This is a genomic window from Streptomyces sp. NPDC046866 (genome assembly GCF_040704625.1).
Taxonomy (GTDB): Bacteria; Actinomycetota; Actinomycetes; order Streptomycetales; family Streptomycetaceae; genus Streptomyces.
Genome location: NZ_JBEYXN010000006.1, coordinates 43,048 through 69,321, shown reverse-complemented (window position 1 = coordinate 69,321; position 26,274 = coordinate 43,048). Strand labels below are relative to the sequence as shown.

Below are 26,274 nucleotides of genomic sequence, written 5' to 3'. Positions count from 1 at the left end.
GGCTTGACTGTGTACACGAGAGATCGCCAGGCTGGCGGCATGCGGTACGAACTCCTGCTGTACGGGCGGGTCCACCTGGACCTCGTCCGCCATGCGAGTGCGCGCTGTCGGACCCGCTGAAGGCCCCGGCCCCCGACCCGATCCCCGCGCCCTCGCCCGCCGCGTCCGCGGCAGAAGGAAGCCCCTCCATGACGGCCCCGACGGCCACCACGGCCCAGCCCGCCCACCCCGCGCCCTTCGGTTCCGCCCTGCCCGGCTCGCCCGAGCTGCTCCGCTCCGTGTTCCGGCAGCACGCCGCGGGCGTCGCCGTGATCACCGCCGAGACCGCAGGCCGGCCGGTCGGGTTCACCGCGACCTCGCTCAACTCGGTCTCCGCGGACCCGCCGCTGCTGTCGTTCACCATCTCGACCGGCTCCTCCAGCTGGCCCGCGATACGCGACAGCGACCACCTCGGCGTCCACATACTCGGCGAGCACCAGCAGGAGCTGGCCGGCCTGTTCGCCCGCAGCGGCGCAGACCGCTTCGGGCCGGCCACCGGCTGGGCGCCGGGCCCGTACGCGGTTCCGCTGCTGGACGGCGTCCTGGCCTGGCTGGTGTGCCGTGTGGTCGCACGGGTCCCGGCCGGCGCGCACCGGGTGATCATCGCGGAGGCGGTCGTCGGTGACCCCGCCGGCGAGGGGCGTCCGCTGCTGTACCACCAGGGACGCTTCAACGCGCTGCGCGACTGAATCGTCCCTGCTGGGGCGGGTTCGGGCGGCGTTGGACAGATCACAGTTCACCGGCCTTGCCTCCCGGGCGGACCCGCGGTGTACTGACGAGTAACATTCCCTTCGGAGCGCGGGCCGCCCCGACCGGGATCAGCCCGAAAAAGGCGCCTATGCTGCCTGCACAAGGCGGTATCAGTAACAAGACGATGCGGTAGGAGAGCCGGCGTGAGCCTGAGGATCGTTGTCTGTGTGAAGTACGTGCCCGACGCCACCGGCGACCGGCACTTCGCCGATGACCTGACGGTCGACCGCGACGACGTCGACGGTCTGCTGTCGGAGCTCGACGAGTACGCGGTCGAGCAGGCGCTGCAGATCGCCGAAGAGGCCGACGACGCCGAGATCACCGTCCTGACGGTGGGCCCCGAGGACGCCAAGGACGCCCTGCGCAAGGCGCTGTCCATGGGTGCCGACAAGGCCATCCACGTCGAGGACGACGACCTGCACGGCACCGACGTCATGGGCACCTCGCTGGTGCTGGCCAAGGCCGTCGAGAAGGCCGGCTACGACCTGGTCATCACCGGTATGGCCTCGACCGACGGCACCATGGGCGTCCTCCCGGCGATCCTGGCCGAGCGTCTGGGCGTCCCGCAGGTCACCCTGCTCTCCGAGGTCAAGGTGGAGGACGGCACCGTCACCGGCCGCCGCGACGGCGACTCCGCGAGCGAGCAGCTCGAGGCCTCCCTCCCGGCGGTCGTCTCCGTGACCGACCAGTCCGGCGAGGCCCGCTACCCCTCCTTCAAGGGCATCATGGCCGCCAAGAAGAAGCCGGTGGAGTCCTGGGACCTGTCCGACCTCGAGATCGAGGCGGAAGAGGTCGGCCTGGAGGGCGCCTGGACCGCGGTGGACTCCGCGGCGCAGCGTCCGGCCCGTACCGCCGGCACGATCGTCAAGGACGAGGGCGAGGGCGGCAAGCAGCTGGCCGAGTTCCTGGCCGGTCAGAAGTTCATCTAAGAGCTTCAGCCAGCACCCTCTCGAACCCCCTGACTACTTCGCATTCGCAGGAGCATTCCCATGGCTGAAGTCCTCGTCTACGTCGACCACGTGGACGGCGCCGTCCGCAAGCCCACCCTCGAGCTGCTGACCCTGGCCCGCCGCATCGGCGAGCCCGTCGCCGTCGCCCTCGGCGCCGGTGCCGAGAACACCGCCGCCGCGCTCGCCGAGCACGGTGCGGTCAAGGTCCTCACCGCCGACGCCCCCGAGTTCGCCGAGTACCTCGTCGTACCGAAGGTGGACGCGCTCCAGGCGGCGTACGAGTCGGTGTCCGCCGCCGGCTCCCTGGCCGCCGTGCTGGTCCCCTCCTCCGCCGAGGGCAAGGAGATCGCCGCCCGCCTCGCCGTCCGCATCGGCTCCGGCATCATCACCGACGCCGTGGACCTGGAGGCCGGTGACGAGGGTCCGGTCGCGACGCAGTCCGCGTTCGCCGCGTCCTTCACCACCAAGTCCCGCGTGTCCAAGGGCACCCCGGTCATCACCGTCAAGCCGAACTCGGCCCCGGTCGAGGCCGCCCCGGCCGCCGGCGCCGTCGAGACGCTCGCCGTCACCTTCGGCGCCCTGGCCACCGGCACCAAGGTCACCTCGCGCACCCCGCGCGAGTCGACCGGCCGCCCCGAGCTGACCGAGGCCGCGATCGTGGTCTCCGGCGGCCGCGGCGTCAACGGCGCCGAGAACTTCGGCCTCATCGAGGCCCTGGCCGACTCCCTCGGTGCGGCCGTCGGCGCCTCGCGCGCCGCCGTCGACGCCGGCTGGTACCCGCACACCAACCAGGTCGGCCAGACCGGCAAGTCGGTCTCCCCGCAGCTGTACATCGCCTCCGGCATCTCCGGCGCGATCCAGCACCGGGCCGGCATGCAGACCTCGAAGACCATCGTGGCCATCAACAAGGACGCCGAGGCCCCGATCTTCGAGCTGGTCGACTACGGCGTGGTCGGCGACCTCTTCGAGGTCGTCCCGCAGCTGACCGAGGAGATCAAGGCGCGCAAGGGCTGACCTGCGCAAGTCCTCCGTCACGGGGCCGTGTGGTGTTTTTCGCCGCACGGCCCCGAGTCGTATCCCGGGAAGGGCGGGGGGACCATTGACGGAGCGGAACCCCGTGACTAAATTCTGCTATGCGGAGCCAGGCTTCCGTGAAGCGGAAAAGAGGAGAGTGCACGATGGGTCAGCAGGAGAAGGTGGCGACGAGCCTCGCAGGCGCGGTCAGCGAGGGCATCAGCGCCTCCCTCGCCCCGGTGGACGCGGAGCTCGCGCGCCACTACCCGGGCGACCCCGGCACCCGCCAGCCCATCCACACCGTCTACGTCCCCGGCGACGTCTTCACCGCCGACACCATCCGCACCTGGGGCGACCAGGCCCTGGCCGCCCTCGACGAGCACGCCCCGGACGCCGCCACCTTCGCCAAGGTGCTCGGCATCGGCGACGAGCTGGCCGTCCCCGTCTACGACCGCGTCCGCGCCAAGCTGCGCCGGGAGCCCATCGAGGACCTCCGCATCGACTTCGAGGACGGCTTCGGCGTCCGCTCCGACGAGGAGGAGGACCAGGCCGCCGCCCGAGCCGCCCGCCTCGTCTCCGAGGCCTTCTCCAACGGCACCAACGCCCCGTACATGGGCATCCGCATGAAGTGCATGGAGTCCAACGTCCGCGACCGCGGCATCCGCACCACCGACATCTTCCTGTCGGGGCTGCTGGAGCACGGCGGCCTGCCCGAGGGCCTCGTCCTCACCCTCCCGAAGGTGACCTACGCCGAGCAGGTCAGTGCCTTCGTCAAGCTGCTGGAGGCCTTCGAGGCCGCCCGCGGCCTGCGCCCGGGCCGCATCGGCTTCGAGATCCAGATCGAGACCAGCCAGTCGATCCTCGCCTCCGACGGCACCGCCACCGTGGCCCGCATGATCGAGGCCGCCAAGGGCCGAGCCACCGGCCTGCACTACGGCACCTTCGACTACAGCGCCTGCGTCGGCGTCTCCGCCGCCTACCAGGCCAGCGACCACCCGGCCGCCGACCACGCCAAGGCGATCATGCAGGTCGCGGCCGCCGGCACCGGCGTACGCGTCTCCGACGGCTCGACGAACGTGCTGCCGATCGGCACCACCGAGAAGGTCCACGAGGCCTGGAAGCTGCACTACGGCCTGACCCGGCGCGCCCTGGCCCGGGCCTACTACCAGGGCTGGGACATGCACCCGGGCCACCTCCCGACCCGCTACGCGGCCGTCTTCACCTTCTACCGCGAGGGCCTCGAGGCCGCCGCGGCCCGCCTCAAGGCGTACGTCGCGAAGATCGAGGGCGACGTGATGGACGAGCCCGCCACCGCCAAGGCGCTCGCCGGCTACCTGGTCCGCGGCCTCGACTGCGGCGCCGTCGGCACCGACGAGGTCACCGCCCTGACCGGCCTGACCCGCGCCGAACTGGACGCCTTCGCCATCCCGCGCCGCTCGGCCACCCTGACCGCCACGGCCTGACCCGACGCCCCCGATACCGCCCGGCCCCGGACTGCGATCACCGGGGCCGGGCCTGTTTTCCGCCGACGCCGGCCCCGTACCGGTGCGCACGCACAGGTGCCCGCCGTCCGGCGAGAAGGCCGGCCTGCGCAGCGGGGTGCCGTGGTCGCAGGACAGGGCCGGCAGGGCAACAGTGCCCCTCGCCCAGTGCGGCGGCCGGCGAGCGTTCCGCCAGCGACCGCGGGCGCCGCGCACCGACGTTCGGACCCTGCCGGTAGAGCACCACGGTGTCGCTCTCGCCGCAGGCGGCGAGCGAACGGCCGTCGGGCGAGAACGCGACGTCGAGGAGCGGCCCGTCGCGCCCGGTCAGAGCAGGACCGAAAGCCACGCCCGGGTACGGGTCCCACAGCCGCACGGTCCCGTCGTCGCAGGCCGGTGGCCAGCAGTCGGCCGTCGCCGCGAGAAGGCGGCCGCCCACGTCAAGGAGTCGGGGCAGACGTCGCTCTGGGGGGCGACGGGCAGCCACCCGCGATCCGGGACTTCGCCGCCCGTGCCTCCGGCTCCCGGTACGAGGGGTTGCCGCCCTCGATCCGGAGCCGGCGCAAGTCGGCGGCGAAGCGGCCCAGTTCCTCGTCGAACCCGGCGGCGTGCGGTACGTCCACCCGGCCAGTCTGTGCAGAGATCGGCCGAACGGTGCCGGACTTGACGGAACGGCACCGAGCGGGCGGGGTGCACCCCGCTCTGGCCGTGCTCGCCGGGCTCACCGCCGGGGGCGGGGCCTGCCCGTGCTGCGGGGGCTCATCCGGTGAGCGGTCAGGCCGGCGGGAGGAGTTCGCCCGAGCCGCGGGGGATCAGGCGCGTCGGCAGTTCGATGCGGGCCGGCGGGAGGGCGGAGCCGCCGAGGCGCTGGAACAGGCGGTCCGTGGCCACCCTGCCCAGGGCCGCCGGGTCCTGGGCGACCACGGTGACGCCGGGCCGCAGCAGGTCGGCCAGCTCGAAGTCGTCGAAGCCGACCAGCGCCACCGGCCCCGGGTGGCCGGCCACGACTCGTACCGCGGTCACCGTCACCCGGTTGTTGCCGGCGAACAGCGCGGTGACCGGCTCCGGTCCCGCGAGCATGGCGCGGGCCGCGGCGGTGACCCGCTCGGGGGTCGTCGGCCCCAGCGACACCCAGGACTCCGCCACCGGCAGGCCCGCCTCCGCCATGGCCGCCCGGTAGCCGCCGAGTCGCTCCGTCGCCGTGTGGATGCGGGGCCGGTCGCCGATGAACCCGATCCGCCGGTGGCCCCCCGCGATCAGGTGCGCGACGCCCTCACGGGCACCGCCGCGGTTGTCCGACAGCACCACGTCCGCCTCGATCCGGCCCGCCGGGCGGTCCACGAACACCGTGGCCACCCCGGCCTTCATCTCCGGCTCCAGGTAGCGGTGGTCGTCGCCCGCCGGGATCACGACCAGTCCGTCCACCCGCCGCGCGCACAGCGCCAGCGCCAACTCCCGTTCACGGTCGGGGTCCTCCGCGCTGGAGCCGTTGATCAGCAGCGCCCCGTGCGCGCGGGCCACCTCCTCCACGGCCCGGTTCAGCGGCCCGTAGAAGGGGTCGGCGAGGTCCTCCAGGATCAGCCCGACCGTGGCGGTCCGGCCCTTGCGGAGCACCCGCGCGCTGTCGTTGCGGCGGAAGCCGAGCGCCTCGATGGCCTCCTGGACCCGCCGGACGGTGTCGGGCGTGACCCCCGGCTCGCCGTTGACCACCCGCGACACCGTCTTCAGGCCGACCCCCGCGCGGGCCGCCACGTCCTTCATCGTCGGCCGGGAGCCGTAGCGGGGGTCGGACGACGGGCGGCGGATCTGCGGCACGGGAGCGAAACCTCCGGGGACACGACGGGCGGGCGGGCACGGCTGCGACCTCGAGGATAAGCACCCGGGCCGTCCGCGGGTTTCCGTGGCAGGGTGATGCGGGCAAGCCACTGGGGGCTTTTGACGAGCCGTGGGGAGAGGGGTAGACGTGATTGTCTGGATCAACGGCACATTCAGCGCCGGGAAGACCAGCACGGCCCGGGAACTGACCAGGATCCTCCCGGACAGCACCCTGTACGACCCGGAGCTCGTCGGCGACGCACTGCGCCGGCTCCTGCCGCGCAAGCGCCTCGCGGAGGTGAGCGACTACCAGGACCTGCCGAGCTGGCGCCGCCTGGTCGTGGACACGGCCGCGGCGATGCTCGCGGAGCTGGGCGGGGTGCTGGTGGTGCCGATGACGCTGCTGCGCCAGGAGTACCGGGACGAGATCTTCGGCGGGCTGGCGGCGCGCCGGATCCCGGTGCGCCACGTGCTGCTCGCCCCCGCGGAAACGATCCTGCGCCACCGCATCGCGACCCGCCGGGAACCGGGCAGCGCCGAGGAGGTCGACCTCCACGTCCGGCAGTGGGCGTACGACCACATCCCCGCCTACCGGCAGGCCCTCGGCTGGCTGACGGCCGACGCCCACGTCATCGACAACGGCACCCTGAGCGTGCGGCAGACGGCGGAGCTGATCGCCGAAGCCGTGCGCACGGAGGCCGCCGGGATCTGCGACATCGTGCAGACCCCCGAGCCGACCCGCGAGACGGTGGCGGCCGGGGTGCTGCTCTTCGACGACCAGGACCGGGTGCTCCTGGTGGACCCGACGTACAAGGCGGGCTGGGAGTTCCCGGGCGGCGTCGTCGAAGCGGGCGAGGCGCCCGCGCGCGCCGGGGTGCGGGAGGTGGCCGAGGAACTCGGCATCGACCTCGGCCGCGTACCCGGGCTGCTCGTGGTGGACTGGGAGCGGCCGGTGCGCCCCGCGTACGGCGGCCTGCGGCTGCTGTTCGACGGGGGCCGGCTGTCCCCCGGGGCGGTGGCCCGGCTCCGGCTGCCCGGCCCGGAGCTGCGGGCCTGGCGGTTCGCCACGGAGGCGGAGGCCGCCGAGCTGCTGCCGCCCGTACGCCACGAGAGGCTGCGGTGGGCGTTGCGGGCGCGCGAACGCGGGTGCCCCCTGTACCTGGAGGGCGGCGCGCCCACGCCGTAGCCGCCGGCGCGGCCGTACGGGCCGGGGCCGGGACGGCCCCGGCCGGGCCCCGGGTCAGGGCAGCGCCGGCTCGGCGGTCGACGCCGCATGCAGCACGGCCGCCGCATCCGCGGTCAGCGGCTCCCCGTGGCCGAAGCAGGCCACGGCCGGAGCCAGCGCCGACAGGCGGCGGAAGGAGGCCTGAGCCTGCTCCCGGTCCACGTTGAAGACGCCCAGCATCACCTGGCCGACCCCCGCGATGCAGTCCCCCGCGAACAGCACCCCGTGGTGGGGGAGGTGGATGCCGATGCTGCCCGGCGTGTGGCCGGGCGCGTGCACGACCACGGCGCCGTCGCCGAACGGCAGCACCTCGCCGTCCTCGACCTCCTGGTCGACCCGGGTCGGCGGCGCCTGGGGAACCGTCATCGCGTGCTCGTAGTAGGGCAACTCCCAGTCCAGCAGGACCGGATCGGGGACCGGTCGCTCGCCCCGGACCACCGGGGCCTCCAGCCGGTGGGCCACCACCCGGGAACCCCACCGGCCGGCGAGGTCCTCCGCGGCGCCGATGTGGTCGGCGTGACAGTGCGTCAGCACGATCCGTTCCAGCCGCGCCGGGTCCAGCCCGAGCGAGCGGATGGCCTCCTCGATCGCCGGGGCGGCCCCGGCGTGGCCGGAGTCGACCAGGGTCAGGGCCTCACCGTCGCACCACAGGTAGGCCTGGCCGATCGGGAAGCGGAGCATGTACAGCCGTTGGGGTATGACCTCGACAAGATCCATGCACCGACCGTACGAGGGCCGGCTCCGCTCCCGTAACTGCTTTCACCGGCAGCGGAGTTCGCCCGTAGCGCAGGCGCGCCGCCCGTCGCCGCAGTGGCGGACGACGGGCGGCGCGGCCGCGGTGCGGGCAACGGGCCGGCCGGGCCCGTGCGCCTCAGGCGCCCTTGGACGCCGCGTAGTTGAGGAGGAAGTGGGCCTCGGCCACCGACAGGCGCTCCAGCTCCTCCGGGGAGACGCTCTCGTTCACCGCGTGGATCTGCGCCTCCGGCTCGCTCAGGCCGATCAGCAGCATCTCGGCCTGCGGGTACAGCGAGGTCAGCGTGTTGCACAGCGGAATCGATCCGCCCATGCCGCTGACCTGCATCTGCTGTCCCGGGTAGGCGACCTCCAGGGCGGCGGCCATGGACGCGTACGCCGGGCTCGCGGTGTCCGCCCGGAACGGCTGGCCCTGGCCGACGACCTCCACGTCCAGGTGCGCCTTCCACGGCGTGTGCGCCACCAGGTGCGCCTCCAGCAGCTTGATCGCCTCGGCCGTGTCCACGCCCGGCGGCACCCGCAGGCTGATCAGCGCGGACGCGCTCGCGTGCACCGACGGGGTCGCGCCGACCACCGGCGGGCAGTCGATGCCGAGGACCGTGACGGCCGGACGCGCCCACAGCCGGTCCGCGATGGTGCCCTCGCCGATGAGCTCCACGCCGTCCAGCACCTTCGCGTCGGAGCGGAAGTCCTCCTCCGGGTACTGCAGGCCCTCCCACACCGCGTCCGCCGCGAGGCCGTCCACCGCGGTCGAGCCGTCCGCCGCGCGCAGCGAGTCCAGCACCCGGATCAGCGCCGCAAGGGCGTCCGGGGCGACCCCGCCGAACATGCCCGAGTGCAGGTTGCCGGCCAGCGTGTCGATCTTCACCTTCAGCAGGCACATGCCGCGCAGGGTGGCCGTCACCGTAGGCAGGCCCAGGCGGAAGTTGCCCGCGTCGCCGATGACGATCGTGTCGGCGGCCAGCAGCTCCGGGTGGGCCTCGGCGTACTGCTGCAGGCCGCCGGTGCCCTGCTCCTCCGAACCCTCGACGATCACCTTCACGCTCACCGGCACCCCGCCGTTGGCCTTCAGGGCGCGCAGCGCCAGCAGGTGCATGATGAACCCGCCCTTGCAGTCCGCGGCGCCGCGCCCGTACCAGCGGCCGTCGCGCTCGGTCAGCTCGAAGGCGGGGGAGATCCAGGCGGCGTCGTCCAGCGGCGGCTGCACGTCGTAGTGCGCGTACAGCAGCACGGTCGGCGCGCCCTCGGGGCCGGGCAGGAAGCCGTACACCGACTGCGTCCCGTCCGGGGTGTCGAGGAGCGCCACGTCCCGGAAGCCCTCCGCGCGCAGCGCGTCCGCCACCCAGTTCGCCGCGCCCTCGCTCTCGCTCTTGGGGAACTGCGCCCAGTCCGCCACCGACTGGAAGGCCACCAGCTCGGTCAGCTCCTGCTTGGCGCGGGGCATCAGCGAGGCGATGGTCTCGGCGATCGGATTCTGGGACATGGGCACGCTCCTCTTGGGTGCGACGTTGTCGTCTGTGTACGCCTCCCGCATCCGCGTGGTGGGCGCATGCCGGGGATGGGCGCAGGTCGGTCCGATCCTCGCACAGCAGAACGGGCCGCAGGCGCGCCGTAGGATTTCCCCGGCATCGGAGCAACGCATGATCAGGAGCAGCAGCACATCGTGAGCAGCGACGAAAGCACCGTCGACGGAGCCGACGCAGCAGGGCGGACCGCCGCCGGGGCGGGGGACGAGGTGGCCGGCGGGACCGGCGAGGTGTGGGACGTGGTCGTGGTCGGGGCCGGCCCGGCCGGGGCCTCGGCGGCCCATGCGGCCGCGGCGGCCGGGCGGCGCGTCCTGCTGCTGGAGAAGGCGGAGCTGCCCCGGTACAAGACGTGCGGCGGCGGCATCATCGGCCCGTCGCGCGACGCGCTGCCGCCCGGTTTCACGCTTCCGCTGAAGGACCGGATCCATGCGGTCACCTTCACGCTGAACGGGAAGCTGACCCGCACCCGCCGCTCGAAGCACATGCTGTTCGGGCTCATCAACCGGCCCGAGTTCGACGCCGGCCTGGTCGCGGAGGCGGAGAAGGCGGGCGCGACCGTGCGGACGGGCACGGCGGTCGCCCGGGTCGAGCAGCACGGCGCGGCGGTGCCCGACCGGCGCACGGTCGCCGTGGTGCTGGCGGACGGCGAGACCGTCCTGGCCCGGGCGGTGGTCGGCGCGGACGGCAGCGCGAGCCGGATCGGCGCCCACGTCGGCGTCGAGATGGACCAGATCGACCTGGGCCTCGAGGCGGAGATCCCGGTCCCGGCGACGGTCGCCGAGGACTGGAAGGGCCGCGTGCTCATCGACTGGGGCCCGCTGCCCGGCAGTTACGGCTGGGTCTTCCCCAAGGGCGACACCCTCACGGTCGGGGTCATCTCGGCCAAGGGCGACGGCGCGGCGACCAAGCAGTACCTCGAGGACTTCATCGCCCGGCTGGGGCTGGCCGGCTTCGAGCCCGCCGTCTCCTCCGGCCACCTGACGCGCTGCCGCAAGCCGGATTCACCGCTGTCGCGGGGCCGGGTGCTGGTGGCGGGCGACGCGGCCGGACTGCTGGAGCCGTGGACCCGTGAGGGCATCTCCTTCGCGCTGCGCTCGGGCCGGCTGGCCGGCGAGTGGGCCGTGAAGCTGTCCGAGGCGCAGGACGCGGTCGACGCCCGGCGCCAGGCGCTCAACTACGCCTTCGCGATCAAGGCGGGCCTCGGCGTCGAGATGAGCGTCGGCAAGCGCATGCTGACCCTCTTCGAGGCGCGGCCCGGCCTGCTGCACGCGGCGCTCACCGGTTTCCGCCCGGCGTGGCGGGCCTTCGCCCGGATCACGCGGGGGGCGACGACCCTGGCCGAGCTGGTGCGCACGTACCCGCTGGCCCGCAAGGCGCTGCACCTGGTGGACGAACGGCAGTCGCGGACGGGCGGAAAGGCGGCGGGGGGCGGCCGGAGCGAGGGCTGAGGCCCGGAGCCCCGAGCCGGCGCCCGGTCTGCGGCCGCAGGCCGCGGGCGGCCGAGCCGGGCCGGCATCGAGCACGTCAGGGGAGTGGCCGGCAGCGAGCAGGTCGGGGGAGTGGCGGTCTTGCCCGGAGGTCCGGGCGGGGCCGCCACTTCTGCTGTGCCGGGGCGGCGTTCAGCGGGAGACCGTGATGCGGAAGACCGGGTGGTCGTCGGCGGCCGCCCGGAGCTCGGCGTCGGAGGAGGTGGCGGTGACGCCCTGGAAGAACTGGTTGACCTGCCAGCCCCACCGCTCGAGGTAGGCGCGCAGGACCGGGGCCTTCTCGGCCGGGTCGGTGAGCTCGGTGACCGTGAAGGTGCGCACCTTGCGGCCCACGCGCAGCTCGCCGCCGCCCGCCACCCGCATGTTGCGGACCCACTGGGAGTGGCCGCGCGCCGAGACCAGGTACTGCTCGCCGCGGAAGGTGTGCGGGTTGACCGGGATCCGCTGCATCTTTCCGGAGGTGCGGCCGCGCACCGACAGCTCGGCGGAGCCGGCGAGGCTGATCCCGAGGCGGGCTAGCTTGCCGAAGAGGGCGTTGAAGCGGGTGGCGAGCGACCCGGCCTGGGCGTAGTACGGGGTGGTGGGCGCGGTCATGACTGCCTCCGAGGCGATTGGGAGAGCGGTGCTCTCGCTTGAGATCAGTGTGCATGGATCGCCGCCCCAAAACAAGAGCAGTGCTCTCAACTTGAATCACCGATCCGTTTTTTGTGCACCGCTCTCCCCGCGTGGCAGACTGACGCCATGAGTACCGTGCGCGGGGCCCGGGAGCGGGCCCGAATCGAGGTCACCGCCGCCATCAAGGACGAGGCGCGCCGCATGCTCGCGGCCGAGGGCGCCGCGAAGCTCTCCCTGCGCGCCGTCGCCCGGCAACTCGGCATGGTCTCCTCCGCCCTCTACCGCTACTTCCCGAGCCGGGACGACCTGCTCACCGCGCTGATCATCGACGCGTACGACAGCGTCGGCGCGGCGGCCGAGGAGTCCGACGCCGGTGCCGTTGCCGCCGGCCTGCCGCCGCGCGAGCGGTGGCTCGCGGTCGCCCGGGCGGTCCGCGCCTGGGCACTGGAGCACCCGCACGAGTACGCCCTCATCTACGGCTCCCCCGTCCCCGGATACAGCGCTCCCGTGGACACCGTCGCCCCCGCCTCCCGGGTCGGGAACACCTTCATCGGCATCGTCCGCGCCGCCCACGCCGGCCACGGCCTGGCCCTGCCGCCGCTGCCCGCCGCCCTGCGCCCCGAAGCGGCGCGGATGACCGCGGACTTCGCCGAGGGCCTGCCGCCGGAGGTCACGGCCGCCCTCGTCGCCGCCTGGGCGCAGATGATCGGCCTGATCTCGTTCGAGCTGTTCGGCCAGTTCAACCGTGTCGTCGAGGACCGCGACACCTTCTTCACCCACGCCGCCGCCCAACTCGCCCACTTGGTCGGCCTCCCGGCGGTCTGAGGCGCGAACGCCGTATGGGCAACGGGTGCGGACCCGGGGTGTCGGCGGCATACGGCATGAGGGATCTCCGCTCAACTGCCGGAGAGCGTCTGCGAGGAGGGTCCGGCGTCCTGGAAACCGGCCCAGGAGACCGGCAGGCGCAGGTGACGTTGTGCGCGCCCCACCAGGTGTGGAAGGCGTCGCTGCGGGTAGACAGCTCGCCGACCGGATCGTGCAGCCCCGTGAGGGTGCGTAGATCCGCCGGCCCGAGTTCGCCCAGCGGAACCCGCCGCAGCTCATGCACCGTGCGTACCCAATGGGTCGCGTCAGAGCCGGGAGGCGCCCAGCGAGGCGGGTCCAACTCATCGAGCCTGCGGTGGAGACGGAGCAGACGGTCCATAGGGTTCCTTTTGCTGGAACAGCAGGGGAACCTCTGACTCAGGTCACCAGCACCGAAGTCTCCCATGGGTGGTTTGGGGAACACCCTGACGTCGACCGCGTGTTCGGCTTGCCGCCGGTGTGGTGGACCTCCGTGCCTTGACGGGGAGGTTGTCTTCGGGGCCGGCTCGCGCGGGCCGCCCGGGTGGGGCGGCCCGCTTCCGCAGGGGCCGTGTGGGTCAGATGCCGGCTGTTTCCGTCCACAGGCGGGCCAGGGACTCGTCGCCCGTGACGCCCGGGCCCGCCAGCGGGAGGCGGTTCCACAGGGCCGTGTACAGCCAGGCCGCGTCGGCGGTCACCTCGCAGTCCGCCGGGCCGGCATCGCCGAGGACCGTGCGGGGCGGCTCGGGGGACAGGTGGACGGTCCACACCGCGCCCGTGTCGGCGGCCCGGATCCGCAGGACCCGCGGCCGGTCCGTCCGCACGCGGCTGCGCGGGCGGGCGTGGAACCCGGTGAGCAGCTCGTCCACGCCGTCCTCGGCGAACTCCGGGGCCACCGGCGAGGGGGCGAGCCCGAGCGCCGCCTCGGCGTCCATCCGGTGCACGGTGGTCTCGTGCGCCTGGCGCCGCGCCCAGAACGCCAGCGGCGACGGCGGCGCCGTCGGCAGGAAGGTCCAGCACTGGACGTCGGCCGGCGCCTCGGCCAGCGTCCGGACCAGGGCCGCGTGCCCCTCCCGGTACCAGGACAGCAGCTCGGTGCCGGCCAGCTCCGGCGCCTCGGGGAACGGGCCGGGCTCCACGGCCCCGTCCCGTACGTACGAGGCCGCCCAGCGGTGGACCGCGCCGGTGTGCCGCAGCAGGTCGGTGATCCGCCACGGCGGGCAGGTGGGCACCGGGGCGTCCGTGCCCGCCCGCTCCGCCTGCGCGGCGAGCAACTCGCCCTCCCGCTCCAGGGTCTCCACGAATTCGGTGATCTTCATATCGGCAGTCTTGCAGTCGACCCCCGACAATGGGGGCATGAACGGGGAACTCTTCCCGCGTGAGCGGACCGAGATCGCCCCGGGCGCCGTGCACGTGCCCGACTGGCTCGGTCCCGGGCGCCAGCGCGAGCTGCTGGCCGCCTGCCGGGCGTGGGCGCGGCCGCCCGCCGGACTGCGTACGGTCCGCACGCCGGGCGGCGGCACGATGACCGCCCGCCAGGTCTGCCTCGGCCTGCACTGGTATCCGTACGCGTACGCGCGCACCGCCGTCGACGGGGACGGGGCCCCCGTCAAGCCGATGCCGGGCTGGCTCGCGCAGCTGGGGCGCGATGCCGTGGCCGCCGCCTACGGCGAGGCCTTCGCCGTGCCCCCGTACGACATCGCGCTGATCAACTTCTACGACGGGGACTCCCGCATGGGCATGCACCGCGACGCCGAGGAGAAGTCCCCGGCTCCGGTGGTCTCCCTCAGCCTCGGCGACACGTGCGTCTTCCGCTTCGGCAACACCGAGAACCGCGGCCGGCCCTACCGGGACGTGCAGCTGTGCAGCGGGGACCTCTTCGTCTTCGGCGGGCCGGCGCGACTGGCCTACCACGGGGTGCCGAAGGTCCTGCCGGGGACCGGGCCGCGGGGGCTCGGGCTCACCGGGAGGCTGAACATCACCCTGCGGGTGGGCGGCCTGGACCTGCCCGGCCGCTGACCGCCGGGCGGTCGGCGGTCGGCCGGGTCGACGCCCACCCGGCCGATCATGCGAGGATCGCTGTCATGAACGGCAACGGGGCCCCGCCGCGGGTGGGGGACGGGACCACGGCACCCACCGCATCCGCGGCAACCGCGGCATCCGCGGCGACCGCGGCATCCGCGGCGACCGCGGCGTCCGCCAGGAGCAAGCTGGAGCGCGGCCGTGGCGCCCTCGGCCCGGCGCTGGAGCTCGTCCACACCGGCCGGGCCCCGACCCGCGCCGTCCTGACGGCCGAGCTCGGTGTCACCCGCGCCACCGCCGGGGCCGTCGCCGCCGAGCTGGAGGCGCTCGGCCTGATCCGCGTCGACTCCCGCCCGGGCGGCACGGGGGGCGGCGCCCAGGGCCGGCCCTCGCACCGGCTCGCCATCGACGAGAACGGCCCCGTGGCCCTGGCCGCCCAGGTGCACCCGGACGGCTTCCGGGCCGCGCTCGTCGGCCTCGGCGGGCGGATCGTCGCCACGGCGCCCGGCAAGATCACCGTCTCCGCGGACCCCGCGCAGGTGCTCGGCGCGGTCGTCGACGCGGGCGCCGCCCTGCTCGCCGAGACCGGCCGGCGCTGCATCGGGGCCGGGCTGGCGGTGCCGTCGGCGGTCGCCGAGCCCGACGGTACGGCGCTGAACCCGCTGCACCTGGCCTGGCCGGCCGGTGCGCCGGTACGGGCCATCTTCGAGCAGCGCGTCAAGGCCGCCGGGATCGACGGACCGGCTCTGGCCGGGAACGACGTCAACCTCGCGGCGCTCGCCGAGCACCGGCACGGCGCCGGCCGCAGCGCGCAGCACCTGCTGTGCGTGGCCACGGGGCACCGCGGGGTCGGCGGGGCGCTGGTCCTGGACGGGCGCCTGCACAGCGGCAGTTCGGGCCTGGCGCTGGAGGTCGGGCACCTCACCGTCAACCCGGAGGGCCGGGCCTGCCACTGCGGCGGGCGCGGCTGCCTGGACGTGGAGGCCGATCCGCTGGCCTTCCTGACCGCGGCGGGCCGCACCCCGGGGCCGGAGGTGTCGCTGCTCCAGCAGGCACGCGACCTGCTGCGCGAGGAGTACGGGCAGCCGGCGGTACGGGCGGCCGCGGAGGAGCTCATCGACCGGCTGGGCCTGGGCCTGGCCGGGCTGGTGAACATCCTGAACCCGGACCGGATCATCCTGGGCGGGCTGCACCGGGAACTGCTGTACGCGGACCCGGAACGGCTGCGGGCGGTGGTCGCCGACCGCAGCCTGTGGGGGCGCAGCGGGGGAGTGCCGATCCTGCCGTGCACGCTGGACCACAACAGCCTGGTGGGGGCGGCGGAGCTGGCCTGGCAGCCGGTGCTGGACGATCCGCTGGGGGCGCTGGGGGCGGCGCCCGCCTAGGCCTTGCCCTCGCCCGTACGGGGGGCTACGCGCCCGGGCGGCCGGGTGGGTGGGTGCTTCGGCCGCCCGGGCCGCCGGTCTCGACCGGGCGGCTACCCGGGGCCGATGACGGTCGGCGCCCTCAGCGTCAGGCCGCCGGGTGCGCGGGAGCCGTCTGCGGCGCCGCCGCGCTCTGTCGTGTGGGCCGACGGGGTCGCGTGGGCCGGTGGGGCCGGTGGGGCCGACGCGGTCGCGTGGGCCGACGGGGTCGAGGCGGTCGACGGGGCCGAGTGGGCCGACGGGGTCGCGTGGGCCAGGGGGGCCGGATGGGGCGACGGGGTCGGCGTCTGCCCCCGCGCAGGGGCCACGGCGAGCGGGTCCGCGGTGGTCAGGACCACGGCCGGGATGCGTTCCGCGGCGGCCAGTGGCGCGAGCGGGGCTCCCGTCAGCGACGCGGCCACCGGAACGGTCGACGGGGCTCGGGGCGCCTTCGGGCTGGGTCGGGCGGGGGCGGCTCTCAGCGAGAACCAGACCACCTTGCCGGGGCTGTCCGGCCGGTGCCGGGCCCCCCAGGCCTCGCTGACCGCCTCGACGAGCGCGAGGCCTCTCCCGCAGGTCTCCAGCGCGTCCGCGGCCGCCGCCCGCAGGACGGGGAGGCGCGGGTCGCTGTCGTACACCGAGACCGTCAGCCGCCCCAGCCGCAGTTCGATCTCGACCGTGCAGGTCTTGTCCGGCTGCGCATGGCGGTGGACGTTGCTCAGCAGCTCCGTCACCCCGAGCGCAGCCCGGTCTATGAGCGGATCCAGGTGCCAGTGGCGCAATTGCGCCGAAACGATCCTCCGGATCTGCCCGATCCGGGACGGCAAGGCCTGCAGTTCGACGACGCAGTGCCTGCGTGAGTGACTGATCACGGCTGCGACTCCCCGACATGAGTGTTACGGGTGCTGCACCCTCAGTAATGCTCCAACCAGGGTCACCCACGGTGCCCGTGTATGCAACCGAACGCGATCGAAAGCGATCCGCATGGATACCCAAAGTGACTGTTTGCGCAGGTGAGAGAGGTACATTGCGAAAGCAGGGGGCGAAGACCGCACGAAGGAGCAAGGCGCATGAGCACCACCCGTACCACCTCCGGTACGACGGCCACGACGATCGACGTCGACCGCAGCGACGCGGACTACCGCGCCTGGCTGAACGAGGCCGTCCGCAAGGTCCAGGCGGACGCCAACCGCTCCGCCGACACGCACCTGCTGCGCTTCCCCCTCCCCGAGGCGTGGGGCATCGACCTGTACCTCAAGGACGAGTCCACGCACCCCACGGGCTCCCTCAAGCACCGCCTCGCTCGCTCGCTGTTCCTCTACGCCCTGTGCAACGGCTGGATCCGCCCCGGACGCCCCGTCATCGAGGCCTCCTCCGGCTCGACCGCCGTCTCCGAGGCGTACTTCGCCAAACTCATCGGTGTCCCGTTCATCGCCGTCATGCCGCGCACGACCAGCCCCGAGAAGTGCCGCCTGATCGAATTCCACGGTGGTGAATGCCACTTCGTCGACGACCCGATGAAGATGTACGAGGAGTCGGCGGACCTCGCGGCCCGCACCGGCGGCCACTACATGGACCAGTTCACCTACGCGGAGCGCGCGACGGACTGGCGCGGCAACAACAACATCGCAGAATCGATGTACCAGCAGCTGCGCCTGGAGCGGTACCCCGAGCCCGCCTGGATCGTGGCCACCGCCGGCACCGGCGGCACCTCGGCCACCATCGCCCGCTACGTGCACTACATGCAGTACGACACCCGCATCTGCGTCCCGGACCCGGAGAACTCCTGCTTCTTCGACGGCTGGACCCGCAACGACCCCCACGCGAGCAGCGACTGCGGCTCGCGGATCGAGGGCATCGGCCGGCCCCGGATGGAGCCCAGCTTCGTGCCCGGCGCCATCGACCGGATGATGAAGGTGCCGGACGCGGCGAGCATCGCCGCCTGCCGCGCGCTGGAACAGGCCATAGGCCGCAAGGCGGGCGGCTCCACCGGAACGGGCCTGTGGAGCGCACTGAAGATCATTTCGGAGATGGTGGCGGAGGGCCGCACCGGCAGCGTCGTCACCCTGCTGTGCGACCCGGGCGACCGCTACCTCGACAAGTACTACTCGGACGCATGGGTGGCCGCGCAGGGCCTGGACGTCGCCCCGTACGAGAAGGCCATCGCGACCCTGCTGGAGACCGGGGTCTGGCGCGAGCCCGGCGCCTGACCGCGGGATGACGGCGGCCGGGCCGCCCACGGCCGTGTCCCGTCAGCCGCCGCTCCAACGGCGGTCCGCCAGGCGGGCGTCCAGCGCACGCACCGCGGTGCGGAACGAGTGCCCGAGGCCCGGGCGGGCGCCGGCGAGGGCCAGGCGGAACGAGGCCGAGCCGTCCGCGGCGAAGGTCCAGCGGACCTCGGTCCCGTGGCCCTGGGCGGCCGGAGCGAGCCGCCACTCCTCCAACAGGGCGCGCATCCCCGGGACGTTGGTCTCGTCGACGCGGTACGCGTAGCGCTGCTCCGGGTCGGCCGCCACGACCGTCTCCCGGAACCACGCCCCGCCCCGCAGCCGGACCTCCCGGCCGGCGCCGCCGCGCACCGGCCGGGCGAGCGTCACCGCCCCGAACCAGTGCGGCCAGCCCTCGACCTCCTCGGCCAGCGCCCGGTACACGGCCTGGGGCGGTGCGGCGGTGCGGGCGGTGAAGGTCGGGCGGAGCGGGGCGCTGCCGGTGAAGTCCAGCCCCACCGGGCGGAGACTGCGAGCCATGGCCTGCCTCCTGAGGAGTCCATCGGTCCGGACGGTTCCGTGCGGGCGGTGCGGGCGGTGCGGGTGGTGCGGGTGGTGCGGGCCGTGCACCGCCGTACGCGCGGGCGGTACGTGCCGTGCATGTGGTGCCCGGTGTGCATGTCGTGCGTGTCGCGTACGCGGGCGCGCTGCGGTGCATGCGGGGAGGCTGTGGCGGATGAAGTGCCCCTGGGGGCCCGCTACGGAAGGGTAGTTGATGTGCCATCGGGTTGCGCCCCTCGGCGCCCCCGGCGCAGCAACGATCGCCCGGACAGGGGCTATGCGCGCGCCTCCCCGCGCGGGATGCTGGACCTGCGCCGATACGCCCCGTGAGCGGAGGCCGCCGTGCCGGACCACCCCCAGCCCCCGCACCCCCTCGCCCTCGAACTCCTCGCCCCGCCCCGCCCCCTGGCCCTCGAACTCCGCGTCCACGGCGTGCACGGCGCGTCCCCCGAAGAGCTGCTCGACGATCCGCGCACCGTCCGGGTCACCGGCGACGCGACCGCCGCCGTCTTCCGCCGCGCCGCCGACGCCGATGCCGAGTCCCACCCCGAGCGCTACGCCGGGCGGCCCGTCGTGGAGGCCTACTGCTGGTCCCGGCTCACCTCCGGCAACGGCTCCCGCGCCCTGTGGCTGCTGCTCCTGCCGTTCATGGTGGTCAACCTCGCCCACTGGGCCCGGCCCGCCGTGCCCGACGGCGCCCCGCCGCCGCGCGCGGTGCGGACGTACGGCGTCCTCGTCCGGATCCTCGCCCTCAGCCTCACGCTGCTGCTGATCGCGGCCGCCTGCGAGGTGGCGCTCGACCTCCTCGCCTGGCAGTGCGCCGGCTCCCCGGCCTGCGCGGGCTCCCGCTCCTGGCCGGGATTCGCGCAGCCGGGCCGCTGGTGGGGGCAGCCCGGGCGGCGGCTCGCGCTGGCCGCGCTGCTCCCGGCGGCCCTGACCGGGCTGCTGTGGTTCCTGTCCAACCGCACGTGGAGCGCGTACGAGTCCCAGACCCCGCCCGCGGACGCAGCCGCCCCCGCCGAGGACACCCCCGCCCTCGGCCGGCCCGGATTCTGGTACGGGCGCCGGATCGTGGCCCGGCTGCGCGCCGCCCACACCGCGGCCGGACTGCTCACCGTCGCCGCCGCGGTCGCGCTGCCCGCCGCCCGCCACGACCGCAGTGCCGGCACCCCCGGCCTCGAGGCCTTCGGCTGGGCCGTGGAGTTCCTGCTCACCCTCGCGGCCGCCGCCGTGGCCTGGGTCGTCTGCCGGCGCGGACGCACCGAAGCCCGGCCCGACCACCGCCTCGACCGGGCCGCCGTCACCTGGCTGCCCGCCACCGCGCTCGCCCTCCTCGTCACCGCCTTGGTGTACGCCTGCTGGTCCCGGCCCGGATGGACCTCCTCCGGCCGGCTCCCCGGCGACTTCGCCTTCGGCCTGCTCATGCTCGGGCAGGGCTGCTGCACCCTCCTCCTCGCCGTCGTCGCCCTGCGCCTCCACCGCCTCGCCCCCGACCCGCAGACCGCCCTGTCCGGGCTCGGCGGCCCCGCCATCGCCCTCCTCGGCTGCGCCCTCGGCGGCGTCATGACCGGCGGGGTCGCCCAGCGCGTCGCCGACTGGCTCGACGTCACCGGAACCGGCGCCGCCGGCGCCGCCGCCGTGCCCGCCCCGCCGGTACTGCTGTCCTGGCAGGCCGCCGTGCTGCCCCCGCTGCTCCTCGTCCTCGCCCTGCTCGCCGCCGCCTTCGCCGTCCGCACCCTCCTCGCCCGGCGGCGGATCGCCGCCGGCGTGGCCGCCGAGTACCCGGGCGAGTCCCCCGACGAGGACCGCAGCCGCCGCATCGCCGGGGCCCGGGCCGCCGCCGCGCTCACCGACTCCGCGCCCTGGTTCGTCGCCGCCGCCTCCGGGACCACCCTGCTGCTCGGCGCGGGCGCCCTGGCCGGCGCATGGCTCACCGGGCAGGTGCCGGGCGAGGCCGCCCGCGGCGCCCACCCGCTCCTGGAGGCCGCCGCCCGCTCCGCCCAGGACGCCGGGTCCTGGCTGATAGGCGTCGGCTTCCTGCTCCTGGTCACCTGGGGCCGGCGCGCCTACCGGGACCCCGCCGCCCGCCGCACCATCGGCGTGCTGTGGGACGTGGGCACCTTCTGGCCCCGCGCCGCCCACCCCTTCGCCCCGCCCTGCTACGCCGAGCGCGCCGTGCCCGACCTCACCTGGCGGATGACCGGATGGACCGGCCGCACCGGCGGCCGCCTGGTGATCTCCGGCCACTCCCAGGGCAGCGTCCTCGCGGCCGCCGCCGTGTGGCAGCTGCCGCCGCACGTCCGCCGCCGCGTCGCCCTGCTGACCTACGGATCCCCGCTGCGCCGGCTCTACGGGCGCTGGTTCCCGGCCTACTTCGGGCCCGCCCCGCTCCTGGCCCTGCACCGGCAGGTCGACTGCTGGCGCAACCTGTGGCGGGCCACCGACCCGATCGGCGGCCCCGTCGCCGCCGATCCCGCCGAGGACGTCGACCTGGGCCCGCTCGCCGACCCGCTCGCCTACGGGCGCAGCACCCGCCACCCGCTCCCGGCTCCCGTGCTCGGCCACTTCGACTACCAGGCCGACCCCGCCTTCGCCGCGGAACGCGACGCCCTCCTGGCCCGGCTGGCCGGCCCGCCCGCACCCCCGGACGGGCAGGAGCAGCAGGCCCGGCCCGGCCGGCCGCCCGTCCCGCCCCCGCGGATCAGCAGGGAGCCGGCAGCGCCGGGAGATCCTCCGCGAACAGCAGGGTGAGCTCGTCCGTGCCCGGATCCGCCAGCTGGGCCACCCGGCCCGCGTGCCGCTCCACCATCGACTCGAAGGTCTGCCGCGCGGTCCGCCCGTTCCCGAACGCCGGGCCCTTCGGCAGCTCGGTGAAGTACTTCAGCAGCGCCTCGGCCGTCCCCTCACCGAGCCGGTACTCGTGCTCCTCCGCCTGCTGCTCCACGATCCGCAGCAGCTCCTCGGGCCCGTAGTCGCCGAAGGTGATGGTCCGGGAGAAGCGCGAGGCCACGCCCGGGTTGACGGTCAGGAAGCGCTCCATCTCCGCCGTGTACCCGGCGACGATCACCACGACGGCGTCCCGGTGGTCCTCCATCAGCTTGACGAGCGTGTCGATCGCCTCCCGCCCGAAGTCCCGGCCCGAGTCCTCGGGGGCCAGCGCATACGCCTCGTCGATGAACAGGACCCCGCCGCGCGCCCGCTCGAAGGCCTCCTGGGTCCGGATCGCGGTGGACCCGATGTGCTCGCCGACCAGGTCCACGCGGGACACCTCGACGAGGTGGCCGCGCTCCAGGACGCCGAGCGAGGCGAGGATCTCCCCGTACAGCCGGGCCACCGTGGTCTTGCCGGTGCCGGGGGAGCCGGTGAAGACCAGGTGGCGGCGGACGGAGGCGGCCTTCAGGCCGGCCTGCTGCCGCCGCCGGCCCACCTCGATCATGTCCGTGAGCGCACGCACCTCGCGCTTGACGCTCTCCAGGCCCACCAGCGCCTCGAGCCGCTCCAGCACCGCCCCCGAACCCGCCCGCACCGGGGCCCCGTCCGCCCCCTGCGCACCCTGCGCACCCGGCTCACGGCCCGCCGGGCGCGCCCCGGGCACCGGCGAGCCGCCCGCGGCCGGGGAGGAATCCCCGGCGCCCCGCCGCGCGGTGAGCGTACGGCCGCTCGCCCACTCCCCTCCCGGATCCCCGTCCGCCCATGCCCCGCCGCCGGAGCCCGGCCGGTCGGCGGCGAACCGGGACGCCGGCTCGTCGGCGGTGCAGTCCTCGGCGAGGGGCCCGTCCTCCGGGAACTCGTACCCTCCGCGCGCACAGCGCTCGGTGCGGCAGCGGGTCAGCGTCGTGCGGCAGCCGTCGAGGACGTGGAACCCGAAGCCGGAGCTGTCGGCCACCCGGCACCCGTGGAAGCTGCCGCGTCCGCCGGCCGACACGTAGAACCCGGCCTCGGCGGGCGAGACGACCGTGCACCGCTCCACCACGGGATCGGCGCCCTTGGTGACGATGACCCCGGTCCGGACCCGGTCGAAGGTGCTCCCCGCGAGGGTGCCGCCGCTGCCGTGGTCGCGGAACCAGGCGCCGGTCCCCGCCTCCCGGATCCGGCAGTCGTCGACCTGCACGGTCGCCCCGTCACTGACCGACACGGCGGTGTTGCGCACCTGCGACAGGTCGCTGTCGACCACCTCCGCCCGCGAGCCCCGGTCCAGGACGAACACCGCGTCGGGCACGTCGTGCACCCGGCAGGACGTCAGCGCGGCGGTCGCCCCGTCGCTGATCCAGACCGCCGGGTAGTCGCCGGTGCTGTCGTGGATCTCGCAGGACTCGGCGTCCACCCGCGTGCCCGGGTCCCACACGGACAGGCCGTTGCGCCCGAAGCGCCGCACGGTGGTGCGGGAGAGGGCGAGCACCGAGCGCGACCGCAGGTCGACCGCGTTCTCGGGGATGTCGTGGATGTCGCAGCCGGAGAGGGTGAGCACCGCGTCCGTGTCCAGGGTGACCCCGTCCGCGGAGGTGCGGTGGACCATGCAGTCGGTGAGGCGGGCGGCCGCCCGGGCGGCGATCTGCACGCCGCTGCCCTTGATCTCGTACACCTCGCAGCCCAGTGCCTCCAGCCCCGAGCCCTCGCCGGTGACGGCGATGCCCGCGCCCGAGGCGTGGTGGACCCGGCAGCGCTCCAGGCGCGGGTGCCCGCCGCCGCGCACCGAGATCCCGCTCTGGCCGGCGGCGACGACCTCGCACTCCTCGAACACCCCGCCGCCGCCGTCGAGCACGGCGATCCCGACGCCCGACGGATTCTCGACCGTGCACCGGCGCACCAGCGGCCGGGCCCCGCCGCGGACCTCGATGCCGGCCGCGGAGCGGGTGCTGACCCGCAGGTCGGTCAGCTCGGGGGAGCCCTCCTCCACCAGCAGCGCGGGCGCCGCCCGGTCCTGGCCCTCCACGTGCAGGTCCTGGACCACGGCCGAGGCGCGCAGGGTCAGCGCCACCCCGTCGGGCGGGGCGATCCGTACCGAGCCCGGAGCCCCGCCCTCCGGCCCGCGCAGGGTGACGGCGTGGTGCAGCACCAGGTTCTCCCGGTAGGTGCCGGGGGCGAGGGAGAGCACGTCCCCGTCGCCCGCGGCGGCGAGCGCGGCGGCCAGCGTCGGGTATTCACCGGAGCGGCGGCGCCACCGCGAGGACCCGCCGTGCGTCACCTGGACCGTGCCGTGTGCCATGGTGCTGTCGTGCCCCCGCCCTCGTCCTTGCGCTGTCGAAGCGACCGAAGCGATTGAACCTGCCGGACCCGCGCGCGGCGGCCTACGGCAACCGCTCCGGCCGCTCCACCGTAGCGCGCGGGAGCCCGCCGGGAGGCCAGGTCAGCCGCCTGCGCCCGCGCGGCCCCAGTCCGGTCCCGCCGCGGCCCAGGCCCGGTCCAGGCGCCGGTAGCGCAGGTGCACGAGCCGCCGTACGACGAGCCGGCGCACCGTCTCCACCAGCGCGGCGGCGCCGACCGCGGCGGCCAGGCCCACGAGCGCGGCGTGCGCACTGGCCACGGACGGGTCGAGCGGCCGCCCCACGAGCCGGCCCCGCAGGTCCGTCCATATCCGGAACCGGTCGCCGGCCTGCGGCGGTTCCTCCGCCGCGGGGACCGTGCCCTGATGACTGCTGCCGTCCGGGGCGGTCCACGAGGCCACGATCGGCGTCCGCTGCGGGGTCTGCCGCTGCGCCGTCGCGTCCGCACCCGCGCCCGCGGGCGGCTCGGCGGCCGGCCGGACCACCACCGCCGGGACCAGGTACCGCTCCTGCTGCTGTACGCGCGCGGCCCGCTGCAGCGTCCCGTCCACCTCGAGCCCCGTCACGCAGCCGACGGCGGGGGCCACCAGCAGGACGAACACCAGCGCGGCGAACGCCACCCAGGCCTCGAGGAGATCGGTCGGCCGCCGCAGCGGATTGCGCCGCCAGCGCCACACACCCATTGCTGTCCACACGGTCCGGCTCCCCCAACTTGTGCCAGCCTCCGTCTGCCTGCCGTCCAAGCCTCTCGCACACCCCGGTGAGGCGCATGTCCGGGACTCGCGAAGGACATGCCACCCGATCCGGCAAGTTCCCCCGTACCTCGTGCGACACGTTCCGAATGATCCAACGGCACGGCCGGGGCTCTTGGTTCCAGCGTTCCCGCAGAGCCCCCCGAAGGTGTCATTCCAGGACGCGGACCTCGTCGCCGACGCGCACCGTCCCCGTCCGCACCGGCACCAGTTGCCGGCCGAAGGCCAGCGACTTGCCGATCCGCCGGTGCCCGGCCAGGGTCTTCAGCGGCTCCTTGCCGCGCTCGGCCGTCCGCTGGTCGGTCGTCGTCACGATGCACCGGCCGCACTCGCGCACCCCGCGGAAGACGGCGTCGCCGATCGCGATCCGCCGCCAGCCGTCCTCGGCCCAGGGCTCGGCCCCGGCGACGACCAGATTGGGCCGGAAGCGGTCCATCGGCAGCGGCCCCTCCTCGGGGTGGCCGCCCTGCGCGATCAGCGCGTTGAGGGCGTCCAGGGACGCCCGTGTGGTCAGCAGCACCGGGTAGGCGTCGGCGAGGCTCACCGTCTCGCCGGGGAGGGCGTAGTCGGGGTCCACGGGGCGCCGCACGGCGGGGTCGTCCAGGTGCACCAGTCGTGCCGGCACACCGAGGTACTCACTGAACCAGTCGGCCGCGGCGGCCGCCGCGACCACGGTCTCGACCTTCTTCCCGAACAGGACGACCGGCTCCAGCGGCCCGGGCGCGGGCACCTCGACCACGAGCTCGGCCATGCCCGGCGCCGACAGCGCGACCCTGCCCCCCGCAAGAGGCCGCGCTGCGGCCAACGCCAGGCGCGGCTGCTGGCGTTGGGTGATGACGGTGTTCCCGTCGTCGACGACCGCCCAGCGGCGGTCCCCGGAAAAGCCCCATGGCTCCACGGCCACCTCGTCGGGAGCTGTCCCCGCTACCGACTTGACGGGGTGGACGTGGAGCGCATGGACGGAGAGGTTCGACATGGGAGCATCCTGCCAGGAGCCCCGCCGCCGTCCCAGGGGGGCGCCGGCCGGCCTCCCGTCAGTAGCCGCGCTGCTGGTACGGGCGGCCGTACGGGTCCTCGTAGGTGGCGGCCGGAACCGGAGTCGGCACCTGCATCGGGCGCGGCGCCGCCGGGCGCATCGCCTCGTACCCGGTGGCCGCGGCCACCGGACGCGGCTGCTGCGGCTGGGTCTGCTGCATGTACGCCGCGCGGGCCGCCACCGGCTGCTGCTGCGGGATGTACGGCGCGGGCGCGTTCTGCAGGGGCATGGGCGCGGGAGCGGCCTGCCCCTGGTACGGGTAGCCGTACCCGCCGGTCTGCTGCTGCGGCTGGGGCGCTGCCGGGGGCAGCGCCGCCGGCAGCGCGGGCAGCGCGGAGGGGAGGGCCGGGACGTAGCCACCGCTCGAATAGCCCGTGCTCGGGGAGTCGTAGGCGGCCGGAACCCGGATCGGGGCGATCTGCGGAGTGCCGCGTTCCGCCACGAGCGAGTCGTAGATGGGGGTGTCCGGGAAGGAGGGCGCGGAGTAGTAGCCGCCGCCATAAGTGGAGCGGGGGGAGGTCATGGGACATA

At 74.7% G+C, this 26,274-nt stretch carries 23 protein-coding genes and 1 pseudogene; 11 read left to right on the top strand and 13 right to left on the bottom strand.

Going from position 1 to position 26,274, the window contains the following annotated elements; all coding sequences use genetic code 11:
* Window positions 1-188 precede the first annotated feature (188 nt).
* The 4 genes from AB0953_RS11860 (at window position 189) to AB0953_RS11845 (ending at window position 4,216) form a co-directional block, all read left to right on the top strand.
* Window positions 189-728 carry a flavin reductase family protein gene (locus tag AB0953_RS11860; protein WP_366859282.1) on the top strand — a complete coding sequence of 180 codons (540 nt, stop codon included), beginning with the start codon at window positions 189-191 and terminating at the stop codon, window positions 726-728.
* A gap of 204 nt (window positions 729-932) precedes the next feature.
* A complete protein-coding gene (locus AB0953_RS11855) occupies window positions 933-1,718 on the top strand; it encodes an electron transfer flavoprotein subunit beta/FixA family protein (RefSeq protein WP_366859281.1) in 786 nt (261 codons plus the stop codon).
* A gap of 60 nt (window positions 1,719-1,778) precedes the next feature.
* Window positions 1,779-2,753 carry an electron transfer flavoprotein subunit alpha/FixB family protein gene (locus AB0953_RS11850; protein ID WP_366859280.1) on the top strand — a complete coding sequence of 325 codons (975 nt, stop codon included), beginning with the start codon at window positions 1,779-1,781 and terminating at the stop codon, window positions 2,751-2,753.
* A 164-nt stretch (window positions 2,754-2,917) separates the two neighbouring features.
* On the top strand, window positions 2,918-4,216 hold the full coding sequence (locus AB0953_RS11845) for an aldolase (protein ID WP_366859279.1): 1,299 nt from the start codon (window positions 2,918-2,920) through the stop codon (window positions 4,214-4,216).
* Between the two features lie 37 nt (window positions 4,217-4,253).
* Here AB0953_RS11845 and AB0953_RS11840 read toward each other — a convergent pair whose 3' ends face one another.
* The 3 genes from AB0953_RS11840 to AB0953_RS11830 form a co-directional block, all read right to left on the bottom strand.
* Window positions 4,254-4,583: a WD40 repeat domain-containing protein gene (locus tag AB0953_RS11840; protein ID WP_366859491.1), complete on the bottom strand. Its 330-nt coding sequence runs from the start codon at window positions 4,581-4,583 to the stop codon at window positions 4,254-4,256.
* A 91-nt stretch (window positions 4,584-4,674) separates the two neighbouring features.
* A complete protein-coding gene (locus AB0953_RS11835; RefSeq protein ID WP_366859278.1) occupies window positions 4,675-4,857 on the bottom strand; it encodes a hypothetical protein in 183 nt (60 codons plus the stop codon).
* A gap of 151 nt (window positions 4,858-5,008) precedes the next feature.
* Window positions 5,009-5,995 (bottom strand): LacI family DNA-binding transcriptional regulator, encoded by a 987-nt coding sequence (locus tag AB0953_RS11830; RefSeq protein WP_366859490.1) that lies wholly within the window; start codon window positions 5,993-5,995, stop codon window positions 5,009-5,011.
* Between the two features lie 202 nt (window positions 5,996-6,197).
* Between AB0953_RS11830 and AB0953_RS11825 the strand changes: the two genes are divergently transcribed.
* Window positions 6,198-7,235, top strand: coding sequence for an NUDIX domain-containing protein (locus AB0953_RS11825; RefSeq protein ID WP_366859277.1), 1,038 nt, complete (start codon window positions 6,198-6,200; stop codon window positions 7,233-7,235).
* Between the two features lie 54 nt (window positions 7,236-7,289).
* On the opposite strand, the gene AB0953_RS11820 is transcribed toward AB0953_RS11825, so the two are convergent.
* Both AB0953_RS11820 and AB0953_RS11815 read right to left on the bottom strand, forming a co-directional pair.
* Window positions 7,290-7,991 carry an MBL fold metallo-hydrolase gene (locus AB0953_RS11820; RefSeq protein ID WP_366859276.1) on the bottom strand — a complete coding sequence of 234 codons (702 nt, stop codon included), beginning with the start codon at window positions 7,989-7,991 and terminating at the stop codon, window positions 7,290-7,292.
* Between the two features lie 154 nt (window positions 7,992-8,145).
* Window positions 8,146-9,510, bottom strand: a complete 1,365-nt coding sequence (locus tag AB0953_RS11815; protein ID WP_366859275.1) for a dipeptidase — start codon at window positions 9,508-9,510, stop codon at window positions 8,146-8,148.
* Window positions 9,511-9,783: 273 nt separating this feature from the next.
* On the opposite strand from AB0953_RS11815, the gene AB0953_RS11810 reads away from it, so the two are divergent.
* The gene (locus AB0953_RS11810) at window positions 9,784-11,001 is read left to right on the top strand and encodes a geranylgeranyl reductase family protein (RefSeq protein WP_366859489.1); all 1,218 of its coding nucleotides are present in this window, start codon (window positions 9,784-9,786) and stop codon (window positions 10,999-11,001) included.
* 171 nt (window positions 11,002-11,172) lie between these two features.
* On the opposite strand, the gene AB0953_RS11805 is transcribed toward AB0953_RS11810, so the two are convergent.
* Complete coding sequence (locus AB0953_RS11805; protein WP_366859274.1) at window positions 11,173-11,634, bottom strand: nitroreductase/quinone reductase family protein; 462 nt, start codon at window positions 11,632-11,634, stop codon at window positions 11,173-11,175.
* A 147-nt stretch (window positions 11,635-11,781) separates the two neighbouring features.
* Between AB0953_RS11805 and AB0953_RS11800 the strand changes: the two genes are divergently transcribed.
* Window positions 11,782-12,480 (top strand): TetR/AcrR family transcriptional regulator, encoded by a 699-nt coding sequence (locus AB0953_RS11800; protein ID WP_366859273.1) that lies wholly within the window; start codon window positions 11,782-11,784, stop codon window positions 12,478-12,480.
* 596 nt (window positions 12,481-13,076) lie between these two features.
* Here the strand turns inward: AB0953_RS11800 and AB0953_RS11795 are convergent.
* Window positions 13,077-13,817, bottom strand: coding sequence for a maleylpyruvate isomerase family mycothiol-dependent enzyme (locus AB0953_RS11795; RefSeq protein ID WP_366859272.1), 741 nt, complete (start codon window positions 13,815-13,817; stop codon window positions 13,077-13,079).
* Between the two features lie 37 nt (window positions 13,818-13,854).
* On the opposite strand from AB0953_RS11795, the gene AB0953_RS11790 reads away from it, so the two are divergent.
* Together AB0953_RS11790 and AB0953_RS11785 are read left to right on the top strand one after the other, a co-directional pair.
* The gene (locus AB0953_RS11790) at window positions 13,855-14,517 is read left to right on the top strand and encodes an alpha-ketoglutarate-dependent dioxygenase AlkB (RefSeq protein WP_366859271.1); all 663 of its coding nucleotides are present in this window, start codon (window positions 13,855-13,857) and stop codon (window positions 14,515-14,517) included.
* Between the two features lie 65 nt (window positions 14,518-14,582).
* Window positions 14,583-15,905 carry an ROK family protein gene (locus tag AB0953_RS11785; protein WP_366859270.1) on the top strand — a complete coding sequence of 441 codons (1,323 nt, stop codon included), beginning with the start codon at window positions 14,583-14,585 and terminating at the stop codon, window positions 15,903-15,905.
* Window positions 15,906-16,393: 488 nt separating this feature from the next.
* On the opposite strand, the pseudogene AB0953_RS11780 reads toward AB0953_RS11785, so the two are convergent.
* Window positions 16,394-16,795, bottom strand: a pseudogene (locus AB0953_RS11780) (ATP-binding protein); the annotation flags it as partial.
* Window positions 16,796-16,993: 198 nt separating this feature from the next.
* Here AB0953_RS11780 and AB0953_RS11775 point away from each other — a divergent pair.
* A complete protein-coding gene (locus tag AB0953_RS11775; RefSeq protein WP_366859269.1) occupies window positions 16,994-18,133 on the top strand; it encodes a PLP-dependent cysteine synthase family protein in 1,140 nt (379 codons plus the stop codon).
* A gap of 42 nt (window positions 18,134-18,175) precedes the next feature.
* Here the strand turns inward: AB0953_RS11775 and AB0953_RS11770 are convergent, their stop codons facing one another.
* On the bottom strand, window positions 18,176-18,670 hold the full coding sequence (locus AB0953_RS11770; RefSeq protein ID WP_366859268.1) for an SRPBCC family protein: 495 nt from the start codon (window positions 18,668-18,670) through the stop codon (window positions 18,176-18,178).
* Between the two features lie 426 nt (window positions 18,671-19,096).
* Between AB0953_RS11770 and AB0953_RS11765 the strand changes: the two genes are divergently transcribed.
* Window positions 19,097-21,442 carry a hypothetical protein gene (locus AB0953_RS11765; RefSeq protein WP_366859488.1) on the top strand — a complete coding sequence of 782 codons (2,346 nt, stop codon included), beginning with the start codon at window positions 19,097-19,099 and terminating at the stop codon, window positions 21,440-21,442.
* Here the strand turns inward: AB0953_RS11765 and AB0953_RS11760 are convergent.
* The 4 genes from AB0953_RS11760 to AB0953_RS11745 all read right to left on the bottom strand — a co-directional run bounded on the left by AB0953_RS11760 (window position 21,393) and on the right by AB0953_RS11745 (window position 26,266).
* Entirely contained in the window at window positions 21,393-23,897 is a 2,505-nt protein-coding gene (locus AB0953_RS11760; RefSeq protein WP_366859267.1) for a right-handed parallel beta-helix repeat-containing protein, read from the bottom strand. The genes AB0953_RS11765 and AB0953_RS11760 overlap by 50 nt on opposite strands.
* A 141-nt stretch (window positions 23,898-24,038) precedes the next feature.
* Window positions 24,039-24,650, bottom strand: a complete 612-nt coding sequence (locus AB0953_RS11755; protein ID WP_366859266.1) for a hypothetical protein — start codon at window positions 24,648-24,650, stop codon at window positions 24,039-24,041.
* A 208-nt stretch (window positions 24,651-24,858) separates the two neighbouring features.
* On the bottom strand, window positions 24,859-25,683 hold the full coding sequence (locus AB0953_RS11750) for an MOSC N-terminal beta barrel domain-containing protein (RefSeq protein ID WP_366859265.1): 825 nt from the start codon (window positions 25,681-25,683) through the stop codon (window positions 24,859-24,861).
* A 58-nt stretch (window positions 25,684-25,741) separates the two neighbouring features.
* The gene (locus tag AB0953_RS11745) at window positions 25,742-26,266 is read right to left on the bottom strand and encodes a DUF6643 family protein (protein WP_366859264.1); all 525 of its coding nucleotides are present in this window, start codon (window positions 26,264-26,266) and stop codon (window positions 25,742-25,744) included.
* Between the last annotated feature and the right edge of the window lie 8 nt (window positions 26,267-26,274).

Bases quoted from the DNA above. Each gene is read 5' to 3' on its own strand.
- AB0953_RS11860 (WP_366859282.1), top strand. From the start codon at position 189: ATGACGGCCCCGACGGCCACCACGGCCCAGCCCGCCCACCCCGCGCCC.
- AB0953_RS11850 (WP_366859280.1), top strand. From the start codon at position 1,779: ATGGCTGAAGTCCTCGTCTACGTCGACCACGTGGACGGCGCCGTCCGC.
- AB0953_RS11845 (WP_366859279.1), top strand. From the start codon at position 2,918: ATGGGTCAGCAGGAGAAGGTGGCGACGAGCCTCGCAGGCGCGGTCAGC.
- AB0953_RS11830 (WP_366859490.1), bottom strand. From the start codon at position 5,995: ATGAAGGACGTGGCGGCCCGCGCGGGGGTCGGCCTGAAGACGGTGTCG.
- AB0953_RS11820 (WP_366859276.1), bottom strand. From the start codon at position 7,991: ATGGATCTTGTCGAGGTCATACCCCAACGGCTGTACATGCTCCGCTTC.
- AB0953_RS11815 (WP_366859275.1), bottom strand. From the start codon at position 9,510: ATGTCCCAGAATCCGATCGCCGAGACCATCGCCTCGCTGATGCCCCGC.
- AB0953_RS11805 (WP_366859274.1), bottom strand. From the start codon at position 11,634: ATGACCGCGCCCACCACCCCGTACTACGCCCAGGCCGGGTCGCTCGCC.
- AB0953_RS11800 (WP_366859273.1), top strand. From the start codon at position 11,782: ATGAGTACCGTGCGCGGGGCCCGGGAGCGGGCCCGAATCGAGGTCACC.
- AB0953_RS11795 (WP_366859272.1), bottom strand. From the start codon at position 13,817: ATGAAGATCACCGAATTCGTGGAGACCCTGGAGCGGGAGGGCGAGTTG.
- AB0953_RS11790 (WP_366859271.1), top strand. From the start codon at position 13,855: ATGAACGGGGAACTCTTCCCGCGTGAGCGGACCGAGATCGCCCCGGGC.
- AB0953_RS11785 (WP_366859270.1), top strand. From the start codon at position 14,583: ATGAACGGCAACGGGGCCCCGCCGCGGGTGGGGGACGGGACCACGGCA.
- AB0953_RS11775 (WP_366859269.1), top strand. From the start codon at position 16,994: ATGAGCACCACCCGTACCACCTCCGGTACGACGGCCACGACGATCGAC.
- AB0953_RS11770 (WP_366859268.1), bottom strand. From the start codon at position 18,670: ATGGCTCGCAGTCTCCGCCCGGTGGGGCTGGACTTCACCGGCAGCGCC.
- AB0953_RS11760 (WP_366859267.1), bottom strand. From the start codon at position 23,897: ATGGCACACGGCACGGTCCAGGTGACGCACGGCGGGTCCTCGCGGTGG.
- AB0953_RS11750 (WP_366859265.1), bottom strand. From the start codon at position 25,683: ATGTCGAACCTCTCCGTCCATGCGCTCCACGTCCACCCCGTCAAGTCG.
- AB0953_RS11745 (WP_366859264.1), bottom strand. From the start codon at position 26,266: ATGACCTCCCCCCGCTCCACTTATGGCGGCGGCTACTACTCCGCGCCC.